The following is a 19590-nucleotide window of genomic DNA, read 5'->3' as shown; positions in this document are numbered from 1 at the left end:
GACTACCGGTTGATTAATCAATAAAAACGCTAACCGGTACACCAAAGCGAACTGAGAGTTTACGCATAGCTTCAAGCGTTAACGAACGTTTACCTTTCAAAATACGACTAACAAGGGAACGCGTTCCTATTTCGTCCTCAAAATCAGTCTGATTCAGGCCGTACTGATCCATCAATATACGCAGAATTGCTACACCGCTTTGTGTGCTAGCAATACGTTCATTGAACTCTGTAAACTCTGGTGCACTACTTTCGTATGTGTCAATTTTAGCCGTAAGCATATCGACCAGCGGACTATCTGGATTGTGCTCGACCAGATATTCTACCAGCTTCATAGCCTCATCATAATCTTTGCGGGAAGTGCTGCCCCCTAAGAGAGGGACAATGCTTACCAGGCCATTTGCTGCCTGAATTGCTTCGTTGATCATCATCCTTTATTCCTCCGGTAATAATCCGTCAATTTGTCATATTCTGCATGGGTTGATATGTGCTTGATAAAAATTTTCCCACGCTCAAAATCTGCAAAAAACATCACTCTTAAATTATTGCCGCCAACATCAATGACCCACCATTTTTCCCGATATTTCATCCGATCCAGACTAGGGAATACGCACTTCATTTCATCTGGAGAACTGAACTTTAAGCACCGCAACGACTTATATAGATCATCAAGTGCGGCGGAACTATTTGGGTAGCGGGGTGTAGCTAAATCAAATGGCTCCCTTGAAATAACATTCATTTCCATACCCCATTGTTTCCAATCTGGAAACAGTATACCGCAGGTTTATTATGTTGACAATATGGAAACAAATTATTCTACAGGAACATGGCTGGCTTCCGAAAAAGATTTTCTTTAGACCGAGCAGATCATTATCAAAAGTGGATATCTTCAGATCAGAAGGTTTTAAGGTGATGGATATATCGCTCACTGTCAGAGGAATAGGTGGCACATCGAATGATGCATGCTCATTCAAAGCTATTTGCGCAGCATTTTGTAACGCCGGTTTTATTCCTTTAATAAAAATCACTAATTAATTCCTAAGTTATATTAAACCAAAGTGAAAGGATATTTTTAGAGTCTATACCCTAAGTAATAGGAAGCATTGTTAGATAGAAAAAGGGAATTTATTACTTAAATATCACAATATTGATGAAGTTCTGATAAGTATTTTATACAAATACTCAATTGTAGTTATCTTCCTCACTTCAAACTCATAGCGATAACAAATAGGATATTCAATAGAATCAGTTTACCAACGACTGAATGACTACCAGAGGATTCGATAACAATAAACATATCTCCGTATCTGGACAGGATTATTTCCGTAAGAATCAATACCAAGCGTTGATTAATCAGCAATATCAATTTAAAAATGAGATATTATTGGAGAGAGAATAATGAAAAGAGTAATAAAAAACATATTTTTATTCACTGGTTTTATAGTTGGCAATTTAACATTATCTCACGCAGCGATTATTCCAGAAAATACAATGTTGGCAGTTAAGCAAGATATCGTTCGTAATAATGGTTCAGAACCAGCGTCTCTTGATGTCCATAAAGTTGAAAATGATGTTGAATTTAATATTATTCATGACTTTTTCAGTGGATTAGTCAGCACAGGCAATGATGGAAAAATCAATCCTGATTTAGCGACTCGTTGGGAAACTAAAGATAATAAAGTCTGGTTATTTTATTTAAGAGAAGGAATAAAATGGTCTGATGGCTCACCTATTACTGCCCATGATGTTGTTTTTAGTTGGCGACGTTTAGTTGATCCACAAATTGCGTCGCCATACAGTAGTTATCTTGGAAACATGCATATAATCAATGCTAAAGATATTGTTTCCGGTAAGAAAAAAACCGATGAATTAGGTGTTAAGGCATTGAATAATTTGACAGTGGAGATCACATTAGAACAGCCCGTATCCTATTTTTTACAGATGCTGGCTTATCCTGTTATGGTGCCTGTCAGCCAAAAGGCGGTTGAAAAATATGGTGATAAATGGACTCACCCAGATATATTTGTTAGTAGTGGGCCATTTAAATTATCTGAATGGGTGGTTAATGAGAAAGTCGTTGGCGTCAGGAATTCTCAATATTGGGACAATGTACATACTGTTATTAATAAAGTGACTTATCTTCCCATTGCATCGGAAACAGCAGATGTGAATCGTTATCTGGCCGGAGAAATAGATATAACCAAGAATATCCCCTCAGTTTTATTTCAATCTTTAAAAACTAAATTAGGCAGTCAGGTTCACATTACACCTGCATTAGGGGTTTATTATTACGATTTTAATAACCAAAAAGCACCTTTTAATGATGTCAGGGTAAGACAAGCATTAAATTTGGCTTTAGATAAAGAGATCATAGCAAATAAAGTCTTAGGACAAGGCCAAGAACCCGCCTATAACCATACCCCACCCAATACCGGAGAAATGAATTTAGAGCAGCCTGATTATGCATTATGGACGCAGCAGGCAAGGATTGAAAAAGCCAGGCAGTTATTAAGCGCAGCCGGTTATAATAGAGATAACCCATTGAGATTTAAACTTTTTTATAATACATCAGAGGAGCATAAAAGAATTGCGATTGCCGCAACTTCAATGTGGAAAAAAAATCTGGGTGCCGATATTGTTTTGCAAAACCAAGAACGAAAAGCCTTGTTGGATGTCATTCATCAAGGTAATTTTGAGATGGTGAGATATGCACGGATTGCTGATTATAATAACCCTGCATCGTTTTTAAATAATTTTGTGACTAATAGTTCTAATAATACTTTCTTATATAGCAATGAAGTTTATGATGATTTGATAAATAAAGCCAAAGAAACAAATGATCGAAAATATTTTCAGCAAGCAGAAAATATTCTGGCAAAAGATACACCTGCAATTCCTGTTTATTATTATATTGGCGCCAGATTAGTAAAACCTTATGTTGGCGGATATTATCTGAGTCCACTCGGTTTTGTGTCGTCAAAAGATCTCTATGTTATTAAGCATTAGCAAAATATTATTATATTTAAATGGACATTACGGTTTTAAACAGTTTTATTTGTTTTAGACCGTAATATATTGATAAAATTTTATGATCATTCAGAATAAATTATTAGTAGAAAATTGATGACTTACTTTAATTTTTAATTATATAGGATCTACTACTACACTAGCCTCCAGAATACCTTCAACCTCTCTTTCCAGTTCATGTTCGGTTAAGTTACCATTATATATAATAGTAATTATACCAATATTATTCTCGGGTTCTCCCTATACACCAGGATTCTCATTAATATAATTATTAATAACGTCATCAACATTTTCCAAATATTATATGGAATAAGAGTAACTCTCAGTGGTGGCATGATATTATCCTATAGTATTAAATTCAAAATACTGTCATGTATTATTTATAATAATAAATATGTTTAGTAACATTAAAATATATAGATACTAATTAGTTCCTCCGTTACCATGAATTTGTAGAAAAAATATATCCTTCTAATTAAACAATAGTATAACCGTGTAAACATTCAATCATCAATATAAATATTGATGATTGAATGTTTATTCTATTTTATTATTAGTGGCGCCCTATTTTACCCAACATCTGAAAGCAATAGTCGGATCTCGGGAATTATCTTGTTAAAACTGACAAACAAGAGCTGTATCAAGGCAATTTCGTTGATAATCATCCCAAAAACCTAGGGGATGATTATCAATATCGCTTTTTAACAGCATGGGTTTTTGCCATCTAAATTGTTTGAACCCCGCCTTTTGGATCGCTGTTTGATATTGTTCACGACTCCAACGATACATAGTGAAAGGGCTGGGTGGTGTGGTAAGAAATTCAGCTTTCACGAGAGTGGTGTCTTTCACCGGTTCTTCACTCAGAATTTTTATACAATAATTTTCATAATTCCCTTTATCTAATCGATAATCAGGTTCAAAAGTATACGCAATGAGTTTACCGGAAGGTTTGAGATGAGCGGCAATGACACGGAACATAGTTTCAAGATCTTCAATAGATTCTGCATGGCAGAATAACCAGGCTGCATTGACTATGTCAAATTTGCCAAATGACTCCATCTTGCAGACATCTCTTATGTGAAACTCGATATCGTCACCGTATTGTTGTGATTTGCTTTTCGCAATTGCTATCATGTTATCTGATATATCGACTCCAATGACTTTTGACGCACCGCCATTTTTGTATTCTCGACTAAAGAGACCATATCCACAGGCTAAATCTAACACCGATTTCCCGTGTATATCTCCTGCCAGATTGAAAATAGTTCTGATTTCTACTTTGATATGGTCAGCAGCATCTGAAAAGCTCTCGTAAAGATGTGCAATAGGGTCATATAAAGTGTCATCTTTCATGTTTTTTATCCTTAGCTAAAGGCCAAAGTGCTTTATTTATCGAAGAGATATATTGTTGAGTATGAATTTAATAATTACTTAAAGTTTTTCTCTTATCATATATTAATACATTAGTGATGAATTAGATATGGTTTTTTATATTATTTAATTTTCGGATAAATATAAATAAGAAAATAAATATTTAATGCCTATAATATGTTTTGTGAAAACTATTATTCTTATAATAATTATATCTAGTCATCAATTGTTGAATATTCCACCCAATATCTAATATGGGAACAGAATGGTACTGTTCCCATTTCTTACTTATTTCCATCCAAACTCTATTGTGACTAAATTAGCAGTGTATCTGACATCAATTAGTTCATTTTGTAATTCCACCGGAAGAACATCAAAGGTGTATATCTGGTTATTGAGGTTTACAGTATCAATAACAATATTAACTACTCCGCTACTATTTAATTTGCGTAACTGCGTGGTTTTATTCACTTTAGTAGCAAAATTAGCAATTATGTCACCGTTTATCGCATCTAATACCGTGACATTCAATATCTCATGTTCAAGTCCCGGAACATCATTAACGGTAAAATCAATTGAACAGTAGTATTCAACTTGACCAAAGTTGACCGACGCTTCTGTTGTTCCGCCTGTTATAACCTCTATCGTAGCTGGAGTAACCAGCACCGGAGCCACCACAGTTAAATCTCTATTTTCCAGGTCTGGAACACTCAACGAATAGTTACCAGGCAGGATACTTTCCGGCTGAGTTGTGCCCATTACCACATTTACTGATACTGAATACCCACCTGCGGTAGTAAGCAACACTGTAGGTTGAAGATTATCCAATGCAGGATCAGGTGATGCTGCACAGGTAATATTAACCGTGCCATTGATCTCTGGTGCACTATCTGCGGCAAAAACAAAGGAATCCAGATATTTATTGGGATCTGTTGTCAAATCTCCATTGATACCAATGTTTATTGAATCTGAATCAATAAATATATGTGGATTTGGGAAGGTTATTTTTACTGTTACAGAAAATGTATTGGCACCAACAGAGACATTTTGAACGTCAATATCCCAATTTTGCCATTCGGAAAATAACGGATTTATATAGAATCGTGATATCAAAACCGGGGAAATAAAGTTAAAACTCAGATAGTTATCAATGTGAACCTGCTCTCCGGTATCATAATGCAAGTTATTGACAGTAATAGAACCATAATAAGGTGTAGTACTAGGAACCATAACAGAATTATATAAAATACTCACTATAACCTCTTCTATATATCAAAATTAAAATAATATCCCTTAGAATTGCAGGGATTGCTTTTCCCCTAATAGAAAGCGGATGAATTGTCTTTCTGAATAGAAAATCATAATTCAATTAATCCTGATTGAATTCAAAAAGACAATTAATATAGTAGAAAATTTAACTTTACTAAATTAATGTATTTTTTATATATTTTTACGATATGATTTAATATTTTTATAATCTATATCATTATTCCACATCGATAGTTTTTACCATTCAGATTATCTGCATAAGAATAGACTGTCAAAAACACATCACCATAACTATAAGTAAGTGTTTTTAAGTTAATAAATGTCACCAAAACTCACAGATTGTTTATAGCATGAACTATGTCAAATAAATTAAGAAAATCATATCCTTTTATATTATAAAAAATAATAACAGGCATATTTTAGATAAACTTTCAATAGCTTAATGTAATTAGATTATTAATCAATTTATGAAATGGATAATCATATTATATTTACCTAAAATGAATGATTAAGTCCCGGGGCTTTATTTGTCATAGATAAATCATCCTGTCTGATGGAGGACACGATTTATGTATAAACATAAAGTGAGAAAGATGACTTTAGCCACTACGATAATTGCAGCTTTATTTAATGGTGCTTGGGCTCATGGTTATATTGATAGTCCAGGAAGTCGTGCATTTCTTTGTTCTGTTCAGGGAAATAAACAAAATACGGATTGTGGACTGGTTAAATATGAGCCTCAATCTCTCGAAGCTAAAAAAGGCTTCCCACAAGCAGGTCCAGAAGATGGTCACATTGCCAGTGCTGGTATTGGTCATTTTGGGGCGTTGGATGTCCAAACAGAAGATCGCTGGAAAAAAATTCCTATTACCACCGGTAATATTGAGTTCAAATGGGAAATTGTTATTCAACACAAAACTGCAAGCTGGGAATATTTTATTACTAAACCAAACTGGGAGCCCAATAAGCCTTTAACCAGAGAGCAATTTAATAGTACTCCTTTCTGTTTTGAGGATTACCAGGAGAAAATGCCAGGGAATCAAGTTATTAATAAATGTACCTTACCAGAAGGATATCAAGGTTATCACGTTATACTGGGTATCTGGACTGTTGCAGATACCCTTAACGCATTCTACCAAGTCATTGATACAACAATTAATCCTGTCTGATATTTAGTATATTATATAATAATTTGGGAACAGCATGGCGCTGTTCCTTTTATGGGGATCGGCTCATTTGTATTAATTGTTGAGATAAAGGGCTGTAATCAGCCTAAAATAATATGAGGCACACATAACGATGTATCCTTCGTGATTAAGCCAACATCTTCCCTCACCGATAAACCAGCCGGTCTGTCATTGATGAGCCAACTGCCGATAAGAACGTGGTTATCACCGAATTTTGGTAACGGGCTATATTGTTGCACGATGTAACCTTCTTGCCCATAAGGTCCACCGACTTTCTCGATTATCTTGCCATTTTTATGAATACTGATGTTTGAACCTTCGCGGCTAAATATTGGCTTTATTACATAATGCGTTAAGCATTTAGCTTTCGGGTCATCAGCAAAGTACGATTCAAGCAGATTTGGGTGTCCTGGGAACATTTTCCAAAGCAACGGTAAAATTGATTTGTTCGAGGTAATGCACTTCCACATGGGTTCAAACCAGTTAACGTCAGCAGTTTTCAAGTGTTGAGCATACTCTTCGCGAAACATAAACTCCCACGGGTACAGCTTGAATATAGAGTCGATGATCTTACTATTGTTGTCCGTAAACTTACCGCATTCACTCAGACCAATATCTTCAACATAGACAAATTCTGTATGAATGCCGGCATCTTTGGCGCAATCAGCCATGTACTTGACCGTACCCCGATCTTCTTCTGTATCCTTACAACATGCAAAGTGAAGTGTGTTGAATGGCAGGAACGGTTTAAGCTCATAGAAACGATCCACAAGCAACTCTTGTAATAAGTTGAACTGGTCTGCGTAGCGTGGCACTTCTCCACGGTCAACTTTGTCTTCCAGCCACAGCCAGCTAAAGAAGCCAAGTTCATAGATCGAGGTCGGCGTATCCGAGTTGAACTCTAATAATTTCGCCGGATTTTTACCGTCATAAGCAAAATCGAGCCGGCTATAGAGGCTCGGGTCTTTGCGCTCCCAGGACTCACGCACCAACGACCACATTGTTTCTGGAATTTGGAATTTAGCCATCAGCTTGTCGCTGCTAACCACTCGCTCTACCGCTTGCAGGCCCAGTTGATGGATTTCCTCTGTCGGAGCTTCGATATGCTCCTCAATCTGCCTGAGAGTGAACTGATAATAACGGTCTTCCATCCAGTACGGTTCATCATCAATTGTGTGGAAACCAAAACCAAATTCTTTTGCACGTACTTTCCAATCATGGCGTGGTGTCGTTGGGATCTGTAGCATTACTTTGACCTCCTGATACTTCTTGTCATCCTGAATTAGATGTCAAAGCCAGTTAACTACCCCAGCTTGATCTGGCTGAGGATGTTGAGCCAAAACCACCTTTAGACTTAGTGGTGACAATTGGTTTATTGTAGTCAGGGAACCGGGTGAAACCGTCCTTAGATCGAGTTGAAGACCCGGTACCAGCGCCACCGTAATAGCCGGTTTCAGATTGCTGTTCTCTCTCACGATTTAGGCGTTCTCTATACATTCTTTCCCTATACACACTATCTCTGTCTCTGTTTTTGAGCAATTCAGATGCAATATAAGCAGACCCCATAGCGCCTAGCGTCGAGTTCATACCCGCAGAGGCATTTGCTGTCCCCGGAGAGATTTCTTGCTTAGTTGGCAAGCGAACGGTTGCCAATGGATGCAAATAACGCGGGTTCATCTCGAACTGAATATTATCCATATCGGAGTAAGAACCAATCACCTTGCCATCAGCGAAAAACAGATTGCCGTACAGGTCACTATAGCTCGATGTTGAAGTGAATATGGGTTGGTAAAATACATTGCGGTATTTGTCAGAAATGTTGTACTCATTGAAATGCTCAGGCTTTACATCCGCCATCATGAAAGCAGCCATCTTTGGCCGGTAACCAAGCTTGCCCGGCATCTCTTCACACTCGCCGTACTCAAGGTTACACATTGCTTCTTGTCTGAACTTCTGCGATGTCCGATCTGCTTCACGCAATGCTGCTTTATATGTGGTTTCACATTCAGCCGTAATCGTATTTTGAGGATCGTTTTGACAAGCTGCCAAATCCTTGTAGAGCTTGATTGACAGTTCATCCGTCGATTGACCACAGCCCACTATCGAACCGACACTGAACGCTAGCGAAGTAAGTGAAAAAGTACGCCAATATTTACGCTTACTTTCAATGTTGATGCCTGAGCTGCGCATTCTGCGCCTTTTATTCTCGTTCGTCATACAACCTCTGAATTAGTAAGTCATACAAGCTGCGTTTAGAAGGCCAACAGAGATTGAAACTGAGGCCAGAACGACAGCGGCAGGGATCTCATTGTTTTCAATGCGAGATACAATTTTTGGCATCATAAATATACGAACGATGAAGAAACCAGCAATTTGCGCCAGTAGTGCAATAACCCCCCACATCATGAAATCAGTCACGCCCACCGAATTGCTTACGGCACTTGCAATTGCGATGGTATAACCTACCAAAGCGCCGCCTAGCGATACTGCGGCCGCCATGTTCTTTTCTTCCTTGATCAGCTTCCATTCATCCTGTGGAGTCACCATGACATAGATGAATTTGAATACAATGAAGAAAACAAGCGCCAGACCAAAACACAATCCAAAGTTGGTTATGCTGTTAATAAATTGCGTTAAAGCTTGCTCTTCATTTGCGAGTGTAATCATTTATGCCACCACTTTAAAATCTGTTTGATTAAGTTGAATACCGGTGCTTTTTACCATCAACCTGTCTAAACGGCTGTCTACAATCTTCTCTTCACCCACAATCAACAGCTCTTCTGTTCTGTTATCTGAGACCTGGCGAGTGTAAGCCATTATGAACTGGTCAGTTTCAGTAACGGTACCGTTCTGATGGTAGGTTTTTTCAGTAACAGCAACAGGTTTCGTGTTGTCCCACAGCCGGGAAAACTTGGTACCGTCGAGGTCATATTGTCCGTTTGGTGTAACGATACCGCTTTCAATCAGTCCATCCCACTGAGTTTGGTCGTCGATCGGTTTGGTTTCGTAGAAGTACCAAAGGCTCACCTCTCTCACCCCATCATCACTTTCGTTTTCTTGAAGCACCTGGAGGTAGCCTTCATCATCGGTGTAATAGCGAACTAAACGTACATTATCGCCAAGATCGACAACACCGACAGAGCATATAAGCTGAGTTGAGGCCGCGTTTTCGATGGTAAGGTCAGACTCGATCAGTTTTAGTATAAGCGGGTCTATTTCAAGTGCACCGCCAATACGCAAACCCAATACTTCTGGTACCTTTGGACCAACAGGCGCAATTTCTTTGCTGTTGAATGCTCTCTTAAATGCCTTAGCGATTTTGGACAACATAGAAACATCCTTTGAATTTACAGAGGAAGATCCCGCTTAAGGAGCAGGATCTTGACTAACAAACTTGGGGGATTACTTGCCAAGAATGCGGGCAAGTTCATCTTCTGCGGACGCGGAGTTTGAAGTAATGCCAGCCTCTTTAAGCTTTCTGTCCAAGTCGCTTGAAGTAGCGCTATCGTGAAGCTCTTGTTGAGCTTCAAACTGAGCCGCTTTTTCGGCCTGTCGCGCTTTAATACGCTCAAGCGAATCAAGCGCAGTCGATGTTTTTGACGACGCGCCGACTACAGAATTATGGGTTGCAGCCTGTGCTTTCTGTACTTGTTCAGTGGCCTTAACAAGGTCAACCTGATTCTCAAGCTGAGACACTTTTTCTTTAGCTTCTTGCACAGTACGGCGGTGGGTCGTTTCAGCCGTCTTGAAAGCGTCCAGCTGTGATTGCCCTGTTTCCAGTTCGCCACGCAGACTCACAACTTTCTGAGCACATTCCAGTGCCAGCCCATTGTCACCTTTATTAGCAGCAGAGCGAGCGTGCCCTTCATATTCGGTGATGCTGGCTTTGATAGCTGAAACCTTTTGCTCTGCCATTTTGCGCTTGGCGATAATACGGATCAAACTGTCATCAGCACGGCGAATTTCTGCTTTAGCTTCACGAATTTCCTGATCAAGAATCGTCAATGCGTTCCCGTCAGCCACAGTTTCTGCTGCATTGTTCACAGTACCTTTGATTGCTTTGAAAAGCTTTTTCCATACACTACTCATTGGTATTTACCCTAATGTTGTTATTTCAGAAACTCAGAATATGCATCAAGAAGTTCATTGATGTTGGCAAACAACATAGAGACTTCAATGACAACACTCTCCACTTTTGATTCCGAAGAGAGGGCACCAAAAGCGGTATAGTAAGATTGACCATCTACCTCAGTAATTCCAACAGAGGTCAGAGGGATCATTTTATGTGTTTCTAAAATGAATTTATTTAAGGCGATAGTATCCGAAACATGCTCTTCCGAAAATATTAACGCTTCTACTGTGATTTGTTTTCCACACATTGCCAGATGGGCCTTAACACCATCTTCATTAGTGATGATAAGACATTCACCTGTTTGCTCTACAGTCCAGTTATTATCAGACTTTTTAAGAGCGGTAATTACTTGATTTAATTCCAAGCTATCTACTCCAATAGTTTGCGTGGTTTTCCAGTAACACGCCATATGTTACGTTCAAGTGATTGTAAACTTAGCACCTAATCACATTAATTTTAACAACTATTATATTTAAATAAATAGTAGATTGCTTAAGGAGTTCAATTTAGTTTGGTTTGAGAAATCTGAACTTTTGTCAACTCAACCACCGAAAGTACGCTGTAACAACCAACAAGCCGTAATAAACAGGATGACAGCAACAACACATTCCATAATGCAACGCTGCCAAGGTTTCGATATGCAGGCCGAGAACCAGCGTGAACTATAGGCCAGACCGTAGAACCACATGGCCGAGGCCGTAAGCGCGCCAGCCACGAACAAAATCCGATGATTGACAGGATAAGGCGCAGCCGTTGATCCCAAGATGACAACAGTTTCCAGCAGAGCTAAAGGGTTCAGGAACGAGAGAGCAAGCCCACGTTTCACCATGTTGAAGGAACGAGTATTTTGTTGCCCGCCAAGAGCAATAACTGCCCCACTCTCATTTATAGCCCGGCGCACCGCTTGGAACGTCAGGAATAACAGGAACATTACGGTGAGTAATGTCAAAGCCACCGTAATTCCCCGGTTTAACGCAATGATACTTCCAACACCTAACGCACCTGTGATAATCAGGATGACATCGCAAATCACGAAAACTGACGCGAGCAAACCCACTCGGTCGTTCAACAAGCCAACCCGGAGGATTTCCATGTTTTGAGGGCCAATCGAAACAACAAGCCCTAAGCAAAGAATAAAACCATTAACTAACGCTAGCATAATCTTTCCACAGCAGTATTTCGATATTACCCGGCATGCCAAGATTTGCATTGCTGGGAGCATCATCAGGCATGTATTCACGTTCATCGACAAACCTGGAAAATTGTTCATTAATTTTTAACTGTCTCGACGAAATTGATCGTAAATGCTCAGTATCTTTGATTATCAGATTGTTCACAATATTGGCCTTAAAAACACGTTGATACAGTAAATTAACTTGCAGGTAAGTTGCGGTGGTACGCTTAAGCATAGGATAAGGAATGTGATTGAACTACGAATGACATCACAATTATTAAGTAAATTTTTAGTGTTGTAGGGATATTCCGATGTAGACCTTGAAATGTGACTGAGAAGTTTGAATTTTGCACCTTTTGTTCTATAATAAAAAGTATGTTGTAACTAAATTCGTTATTCATATGAGTAAATACTTATCAATTGAAGATTTGAATCGTTGTTTTCAAAAGCAAGAGAATAAATTGAGGCAATTACATGAACTCCTTCACCGCTATTCTTTATCGGCCGCTCATGTGTTTGTTCTGCCTAATATCAAAAAAGGCAGTGAACATGATCCAATAACGGAAATAACCGTTAATGAAATTTCAGGTAATGAAGCATTAAATTTAGGTTTAAGTCATTATCAGAGGCTATTTATACACCACAATAATCACAATATTAGCAGCAAAGCGGCTGTTCGCTTACCGGGTGTATTATGTTTTTCTGTGAATCAACAGCAATACCACTCTGCTTTAAATCTGATTGAGGAGATTAATAAGTTAAAAGCAGAACTTGAACACATCGTCACAGTGCAATCAGGTGTGAATAAAGAGCAGCGGTTTGAGTTTGTTCATAATCAATTACACGGGTTAATTACACTAAACGCTTACAGAACAATCACTCCCCTTCTTAACCCTGATTCAGTGCGTTTTGGTTGGGCAAATAAAAACATCATTAATAAAGTCACAAAAAATCAAATTTTGGCGCGTTTGGAGAAAAGCTACAATTCAGGGCGGGCGGTTTCCCCCTATTCCCGTGAACAATGGGCAGAATTTGTTGCCAAAGAAATTACCGATATAAAAAAATTATCTGATGATGTGATTTTAAAAATAAAACGTCCAGTGAAAGTACAACCTATTGCACGGGTCTGGTATGCCGATCAGCAAAAGCAAGTACAATATGCCTGCCCTCTTCCATTAATTGCGTTTTATGTTAACGGTGGCGAAACCCCACCAAAGATTGGCGGACTGCCTGATTATGATGCTAATGCAATAGTGCATCGTTATAAACCCAAAGCTAAACCCTTAGAATTGGTTATTCCAAGACTGCATTTATATCGTGAGATTTAGAGTGGTTAATTTGCCTAACAAATCCAACCCGCCGCTAACGTTGCCGAAAAGGCATTCATGCAGAGGAGGCCTGTTGATTTTATTTTTCATACACTCACTCCTTTTCAGGCAACAGCGTCAAGCCACCGGAATTTCAGGTTTGCACAAGCTTATCCCAAGATCCGGGTAAGCGCTTCAAGACAAAAATTACTCTGACATCGATGGTAGGTTGCAGCCCTATATCCGGCCTTATTGCAGACAGATCTGCGGGCCTCGATATAATCCGCTGACTGGCTCCTCACTCTCCTAACGAGCTTTAAGCTCAGAGCATAAATCAGGTTTATCAAGTCACGATCTTACCTGTCTTTGTCATCATTGCCTTAGCAATCTTTCTGTATCACGCTCACCCAGACAGGTTGTTATCAATCGTTGCAACATGATCCCTCCGTCAGGTCATCGTCATCGACCGCCGACATTTTTGTGTCGTCCCCCGGTGTCGTGTCAAAAATCGCTTTCGGCAGCGTAAATCCCCGCAGTTTCAGCAACGCCAGCGGCCCGCTGCCCATTTCCGTGCGTAATATCCAGGTTATCGGTAAACCGTCCGGCATCATCCATGTCAGCCGATAGCGGCTTTCATCCAGCTTTTCCGCTTTCGCCTGCGCCAGCCAGCGAATGAGCCCCCAGGTTCCCGAATAATCACCAAACAGCCGCGCCCCCGCATTGACACTGGTCCAGGTCAGCATCACCCCCGGTTTATAGGTCTCTCCCGGCCAGCGAAAACGCTGCCAGCTTTCCATCTGGTTGAAGTAACGCAGTTTCTGCCCGTCTATCGTCAGGTCGGTTTCCACCACATCCCGCGCCGCCCGGGCCCGCAGCTCAAACCGCAGCCCCTGACTGCCGTCCGCAAACAGCACATCCGATAACTGACTGAGCTGATTCACCGCGTTCAGGAAACGCCGGTTAACCGGCAATCCCTGACTGTTCACCCTGTCCGGCACCCAGCGATTACCCTCTTTATGCAGCACCCCGCCTAACTGACGCGTCAAAAACTGCTCAATGCGCCCGGTATCCGGGCGGATAAACTGCCCCAGCATCGGCAATGAGATATCACTCTCCCCTCCGGCAAACGGGTAACGACCGGCAAAAGCCCTATTCCAGTTAGCCACTATCGCCGTCTGCCACTGCGCATTCAGACTGGCCGCAGACGGTTTCAGTATCCCCTGCCACGCCTGATTTAATGGCTGCACGAACATCGTCTGACCAAAACCCTGCCACTGCGCCCCCAAACTGGCCGCCATCAGATTGCCGTAACCCTGCGTCTCCGTCAGGTCACTGCTTTTGCCCTGAAACACCGTCTGCGCCAGCCTTCCCGCCATTTCCAACGGGTCATCACTGGCGTTCATCTGTTGCAGTTTCAGCCGCACCTGCGTGACCCGGGTCAGGAAGGTTTGCAGGTTGAGGTTGCTGTCCGCCGTTATGACATCCGATGCCTTATTTTTCCCCATCAGCGCCAGTAACGGCCCGAAGGTGCGGTCCATTGGCCCGCTCAGTTCGGGCGTTTGCGGGTTAATCACCGGCACCGCTGTTTTATTCAGCAACGCCTTCGCGGATTTCACCAGTGACGCCGATAACGCCGGGCCTTGCTGGCCGGTCTGCCCCTGATACGCCACGGTGTTCATCAACGCAATCAGCGGGGACTGACGCCCGTCCGCCATCAGGGTTAACTGGTCTGTCACCTCGGCCAGATTACGCGCGTTGTTCCAGCGCAGGCTGTTGAGAAAATCCTGCCAGGCCCCGGCGAAATCGGTAAAGTAACGCGCGCTCAGACGGACTTTCAGCTCCCCGGGTGACACCGCCGCCGGGACGGCCTGACGGTTATCACTCAATACCCAGTCAATCGCTTCCTGACGTGAGGCCACCGCATTATCCATCGCTTTCTGTATCTGCCCGTCCCATGCCTGACGGGTAAACATCCCCGGCACCACGCGTGTCGTGGTAAACAGCCGTGCCGCTTCGGTGTCGCCGGTCATCTGCCTTAAGGTCAGGTCGGCATAATTCTTCGCCACCGATTGCAGTATCTGCTGGTAGAGCGTGGCTTCCGCATTGTGTCGGCCCATCTGGTCCAGCAATATCCGCCGCACCTGACTGACCAACACCGTGTCCGGCGTAATCCGCCATGCCGGATGGGCAGGCAGATTCTCCGCATAAAAATCCCACAAATCCGGGGCCGCACTCAACCAGACGCCGGGGGCAATACCCGCCCGGGCCGGCTCGTTTTCATTGAGGACGCGGGTTAAAAACGCGGCCTCCGCTTTTTCCGGGTGCGCCATCATCAGATAGGCTTTAAGCTGGTTGTGCGCGGCTTTCGCCTGACGGGCCCGTTGCGGGCTGCCCGGGGGCAGATTCACCAGCGCGCTCAGTTTTTGGTGCAGTATCGCCGCCGCTTTATCCCGTATCAGCCGGTTATTCATCTGGGTGTAATACGGCAGCACCGCCGTCAATAGCGGCTGATTTTGATCCAGCCCGAAACGCTGATACCAGGGGGCCCCGTGTTCGGCCCGGTACTGCAACCGGCCCAGTTCATTACGCAGTGCCTTAAACGCCAGCAACTGGGCGTCAGACGCTTCCGGGCGGGCTTTCAGGTCGGTCACTGCCGCGTTGACCACCGCTATCTGATCGCGGTTGGTGAAAAAGGAGAGTACAGTCCCGGCACCCCACAATAAAGCCAGCACCATCAGGCCACGATAGACGTTGCGCCGCTGGATCCACCCGATCCGTCTGCCGTGCCGGTGCCGACTGTCAGCCAACACCCCCTGCCAGGCAAAATCGGGCAACCAGTTTTGCGGTCCTGCATCCGGGGTCGCTTTCAGCGGCAGACTGAACATCAACCCGCGCAGCAACACCACCTCACTGTACTCCGCCAGCCACGGCGTCAACACCCTGCGCCAGTGGGCAAGGCCTTTTTTCTCCAGGGTGGCGGCCAGCCGATACAAAAAATCATGGGCATTCTCGGCCAGGACTTGCTGCATCCCCTGCCGGCGTATCGGGTCAATCAACTGTTGCAGCTGGGTCTCCACAATCTCGGGGGTACAGCGTTCAGGAAAAAAGCTGCCCACCGCCTGAGTCACCCGCCCCTCCTGTGACCAGAGACTGTGACACACCTGCCACAAATAGACGGGTGCCTGCCAGCGTAACTGTCGGGCCTGTTTCTGCAACAGGCGCAGGGCGTTATCCATCCAGACCGGCTGCGCGCTCTGTTGTTCGGTCAGCGCCCAGACAATGCCGTTGAGCGGACGGAGACGGCGCAGGCGACGCAGGGCCGCCAGTTGCGCGGTATCGGGTGCCGTGTGTTGTAAACTGCCGCCCCACAGCAGGAGCGTGCGATGGCCCTCCAGCCAGTGTTGGCTGGTCAGCCCCGGCGCGATGGCTTCCACGAGCGCCTTTTTACCTGTCACCAGTAAAATCCGCACCTTAAAACGCCAGAAATACCCATAGCGCCGACGAACACAACTTTTCAGCGCCCAAAAATAAGATGGCTCTTCCGAGGAAAGCGCTTTTCCCCTCAAAGCGTTGACAGGCATTTTCTGTGGGGGAGTCCTCTGTTTACCGTCACGAATCAGGTTCAACAACCAGATGACCCCCACCATACTGACTATCCAGACGACTATCTTGAGCGCCAGCGTATTTAATCCTAACTGATCCCCTCGGAGATATAACAGCCCGCCTGACACCAGTGCTATCAGCAGGGTTATCAGCCCCACCCCCAGATTACGGGTAATAAACGCTTTAGACATAGGAATTTCCTGATGAAATTGCCGGGTTTACTGGGGAAACCGTCCCCAGCTGTAACGTAGCAGGCTGAGAAAGCAGAAAAAGCTGAGGGACATGTTGATATTCCGCCATCCTCATGGCGAGCGTCAGGGTGAACCAGTCGGTGAAATCCCCTGATTTCCCCAGCCAGTGGCTCACACACTGGTGATCCGGCATGACCGGTGCTGTCGTCACCTCCGGTGACAACGAAGAGGCCAACACTTGATTTAGCTGGATAAGTAAGCGATCTTTTATGGCGGGATCAACATCGTTGTCCCACAGCGTCCCCGCCGTGACTGCCGGGCATTGATAACGCAGAAACCGGGCGATATCCCGTTGAGCATCATCAGGCATTGTCATCATCGTACGGTGCAAACAACATTTTGCCGGCAGCGTAGAAGACGATGCAGCTAATAACCAGGCCACAGCGCCATCACTGGCCCTGCGACACCCACCCTGACTTTCCCACGACCAGGTAATTATCAGCATCAGATCCTTACTTTCCGTCACCAGCCAGTCATTGAGTTGACTGGCATAATCCGGTTTCAGCACGACCGGGCCTTGTAACTGCGACACAGAAAACCCCAGCGTTTGCCAAACCTGGCAGAATTGCTGCCAAACGGTTTCTGCTACCGGTAAAGGGAAATAGAGAGTCAACTGACGACGAGCAGCATGTTTCAGCAAGCTCTGGCGCATCGGCCCTAACACCTCTTCAAACAAGCGGGTATACCCCGGAAAAGGCGGTAAGATCAGAGCGCTATCGCCATTGACTAACACCGCACTGTCCATCGGGGAGGGAACTTCCGGCGGAAAAACCGCCTGATAATCCACGACCTTCATGCCCTGTGAAGCCCACGCTTGCCAATACGCTGCCTGCCAGGCGTTTTCCTGCGTCAGTCGCTCCGCCTGCTCCAGTTCCACGCCGTAACGGAAAAGCTGCCAACCGGCTATCAACCCGAACACCATCGCGGTTCCGACCACCGCAACCACGGCGTAGAACACGCTACGGGGATCTTCAGACACGTACCAAAAACCACTGGCGGCCACCACCACGACAAAACAGATCAGACTGAACCACCGCCACCAGAGTGACCAGTTCAACGACGCTGGCCAATGCACAACATGCGGTTCCGGAATTTCCCAGATCATCACGCTTCCCCTCCGGTCCCCATTTTCGATGTACTGGCAATGACATAACAACCGCATTGACAAAGGGCTTTATCAAAAGCGACCGGCTTGCCATCAGAGATAAATTGGGTATTGGCTTTGACAATACGGTTAATACCATGCCCTTTCAGCGGACAACTGACTACATCATGCAATAACGCGGCTCTTTTACCGTCAATCTCTATTGAGGAAGAAGCGGAAATCACTTCACCGCCGCTGCTGAGTTTATCACCCAGACGAATAATGCCTTCAAACATAATGACTCCGGTATAATTAAGAATAAACTTTTCACATCTCAAGAGCGGCAATAATTATTGCTGATTACCCTGATTATTTGACGCCGCCAGCGACAGAGTATTAACGACTTTTTCCAGCTCGGCTCTATCAATAAATTTCGTTGAACACACGATGTCGATGTTTCCCTTTAACTTGACGGAAACAATCACTTTATTTTTACGTTGTTCAACTCGTTCAATACATCCATAAGGCAAAAAAATCGTTTTACTAAAAGTAGTCGGGGTTAACAAAAAGCCGTCCTCTTTCTCGGCAAAGAAATAACGATCTTTTATTTTACGATATGAGACATAATGCATCACTGCCATCGTGATACACGTACTACTTAAGCCTTTAATCAAGAGTAAAATAGCCCCGCCGCTCCAAATTAACGCTTTGTATCGATACTCGTCCCGCAAAAAACAAACCGCGCTATCCGGGAACGGATTATTCTCACATTCAGTGAAGGAGAAAAGTGCCACGCGTTGAATCGACAATAAACACCCAATAAAATAAACCACCCCCAATGGAAAGACACTGGACACGATAAAAGAACTGATTTTTGCATACTTTGGCATTTTGATAATAATAAATAAATTAACAATTTGCAGGAAAATGAAAACCTGTAGCACTTTATCCACGATAAGTAACTTATCAACTACACTTTGTAATTGATAAGAAAGATCATCATAACTGGCATAAAGTGCCCTGGTCGCCGCCAGTGAAACCAAACATATTAATACATTAATGGCAAAACCGACGAAAACCATTTTATAGATTTGTTTCATAAAAAAACCTTAATTTACACAAAATTACCTATTACTCGAATAGTATTAGATAACATTTTACCATTCGATAATGGGTTACTGATTTT

19 protein-coding genes are annotated in these 19590 nt (G+C 43.2%); 3 read left to right on the top strand and 16 right to left on the bottom strand.

Going from position 1 to position 19590, the window contains the following annotated elements; translation table 11 throughout:
- Positions 1-13: 13 nt before the first annotated feature.
- A complete protein-coding gene (locus ACUN2T_RS13225) occupies positions 14-430 on the bottom strand; it encodes a helix-turn-helix domain-containing protein (protein WP_445493486.1) in 417 nt (138 codons plus the stop codon).
- The gene (locus tag ACUN2T_RS13220; protein ID WP_445497874.1) at positions 427-738 is read right to left on the bottom strand and encodes a type II toxin-antitoxin system HigB family toxin; all 312 of its coding nucleotides are present in this window, start codon (positions 736-738) and stop codon (positions 427-429) included. The genes ACUN2T_RS13225 and ACUN2T_RS13220 overlap by 4 nt, the downstream gene beginning before the upstream one ends.
- 659 nt (positions 739-1397) lie before the next feature.
- On the opposite strand from ACUN2T_RS13220, the gene ACUN2T_RS13215 reads away from it, so the two are divergent.
- Positions 1398-3005 carry an ABC transporter substrate-binding protein gene (locus ACUN2T_RS13215; RefSeq protein WP_445493485.1) on the top strand — a complete coding sequence of 536 codons (1608 nt, stop codon included), beginning with the start codon at positions 1398-1400 and terminating at the stop codon, positions 3003-3005.
- A gap of 636 nt (positions 3006-3641) precedes the next feature.
- Here the strand turns inward: ACUN2T_RS13215 and ACUN2T_RS13210 are convergent.
- Both ACUN2T_RS13210 and ACUN2T_RS13205 read right to left on the bottom strand, forming a co-directional pair.
- Entirely contained in the window at positions 3642-4379 is a 738-nt protein-coding gene (locus tag ACUN2T_RS13210) for a class I SAM-dependent DNA methyltransferase (protein WP_445493484.1), read from the bottom strand.
- A 306-nt stretch (positions 4380-4685) separates the two neighbouring features.
- The gene (locus ACUN2T_RS13205; RefSeq protein ID WP_445493483.1) at positions 4686-5651 is read right to left on the bottom strand and encodes a hypothetical protein; all 966 of its coding nucleotides are present in this window, start codon (positions 5649-5651) and stop codon (positions 4686-4688) included.
- A 584-nt stretch (positions 5652-6235) separates the two neighbouring features.
- Between ACUN2T_RS13205 and ACUN2T_RS13200 the strand changes: the two genes are divergently transcribed.
- Positions 6236-6835 (top strand): lytic polysaccharide monooxygenase, encoded by a 600-nt coding sequence (locus tag ACUN2T_RS13200; protein ID WP_445493482.1) that lies wholly within the window; start codon positions 6236-6238, stop codon positions 6833-6835.
- A 98-nt stretch (positions 6836-6933) separates the two neighbouring features.
- Here the strand turns inward: ACUN2T_RS13200 and ACUN2T_RS13195 are convergent, their stop codons facing one another.
- The 8 genes from ACUN2T_RS13195 to ACUN2T_RS13160 form a co-directional block, all read right to left on the bottom strand.
- Positions 6934-8100 carry a glutathionylspermidine synthase family protein gene (locus tag ACUN2T_RS13195; RefSeq protein ID WP_445493481.1) on the bottom strand — a complete coding sequence of 389 codons (1167 nt, stop codon included), beginning with the start codon at positions 8098-8100 and terminating at the stop codon, positions 6934-6936.
- Between the two features lie 52 nt (positions 8101-8152).
- Positions 8153-9070: a DUF1190 domain-containing protein gene (locus tag ACUN2T_RS13190; protein WP_445493480.1), complete on the bottom strand. Its 918-nt coding sequence runs from the start codon at positions 9068-9070 to the stop codon at positions 8153-8155.
- Positions 9071-9082: 12 nt separating this feature from the next.
- A complete protein-coding gene (locus tag ACUN2T_RS13185) occupies positions 9083-9520 on the bottom strand; it encodes a DUF350 domain-containing protein (protein WP_445493479.1) in 438 nt (145 codons plus the stop codon).
- Entirely contained in the window at positions 9521-10183 is a 663-nt protein-coding gene (locus ACUN2T_RS13180; protein WP_445493478.1) for a YjfK family protein, read from the bottom strand.
- 72 nt (positions 10184-10255) lie between these two features.
- Positions 10256-10942, bottom strand: coding sequence for a PspA/IM30 family protein (locus ACUN2T_RS13175; protein ID WP_445493477.1), 687 nt, complete (start codon positions 10940-10942; stop codon positions 10256-10258).
- A gap of 20 nt (positions 10943-10962) precedes the next feature.
- Positions 10963-11349, bottom strand: coding sequence for a DUF2170 family protein (locus ACUN2T_RS13170; RefSeq protein ID WP_445493476.1), 387 nt, complete (start codon positions 11347-11349; stop codon positions 10963-10965).
- 177 nt (positions 11350-11526) lie between these two features.
- Complete coding sequence (locus tag ACUN2T_RS13165; RefSeq protein ID WP_445493475.1) at positions 11527-12144, bottom strand: LysE/ArgO family amino acid transporter; 618 nt, start codon at positions 12142-12144, stop codon at positions 11527-11529.
- Positions 12128-12394, bottom strand: a complete 267-nt coding sequence (locus tag ACUN2T_RS13160) for a hypothetical protein (protein ID WP_445493474.1) — start codon at positions 12392-12394, stop codon at positions 12128-12130. Before ACUN2T_RS13160 ends, ACUN2T_RS13165 begins: the two co-directional genes overlap by 17 nt.
- A 166-nt stretch (positions 12395-12560) precedes the next feature.
- On the opposite strand from ACUN2T_RS13160, the gene tus reads away from it, so the two are divergent.
- Positions 12561-13487, top strand: a complete 927-nt coding sequence (gene tus / locus ACUN2T_RS13155; protein ID WP_445493473.1) for a DNA replication terminus site-binding protein — start codon at positions 12561-12563, stop codon at positions 13485-13487.
- Positions 13488-13888: 401 nt separating this feature from the next.
- Here tus and ACUN2T_RS13150 read toward each other — a convergent pair whose 3' ends face one another.
- Genes ACUN2T_RS13150 through ACUN2T_RS13135 form a run of 4 tightly spaced genes read right to left on the bottom strand, consistent with a single transcriptional unit; the run spans position 13889 to position 19504 of the window.
- The gene (locus ACUN2T_RS13150) at positions 13889-17260 is read right to left on the bottom strand and encodes an ImcF-related family protein (protein WP_445493472.1); all 3372 of its coding nucleotides are present in this window, start codon (positions 17258-17260) and stop codon (positions 13889-13891) included.
- Positions 17253-18425, bottom strand: coding sequence for a hypothetical protein (locus tag ACUN2T_RS13145; RefSeq protein ID WP_445493471.1), 1173 nt, complete (start codon positions 18423-18425; stop codon positions 17253-17255). The genes ACUN2T_RS13150 and ACUN2T_RS13145 overlap by 8 nt, the downstream gene beginning before the upstream one ends.
- Positions 18425-18700, bottom strand: a complete 276-nt coding sequence (locus tag ACUN2T_RS13140; protein ID WP_445493470.1) for a PAAR domain-containing protein — start codon at positions 18698-18700, stop codon at positions 18425-18427. Before ACUN2T_RS13140 ends, ACUN2T_RS13145 begins: the two co-directional genes overlap by 1 nt.
- A 54-nt stretch (positions 18701-18754) precedes the next feature.
- Positions 18755-19504 (bottom strand): hypothetical protein, encoded by a 750-nt coding sequence (locus ACUN2T_RS13135; RefSeq protein WP_445493469.1) that lies wholly within the window; start codon positions 19502-19504, stop codon positions 18755-18757.
- Positions 19505-19590: the final 86 nt, after the last annotated feature.

The organism is Photorhabdus machadonis (assembly GCF_052657765.1).
Note: the sequence above shows the minus strand (reverse complement) of the source record. Positions and strands in the feature narration are given on the sequence as shown.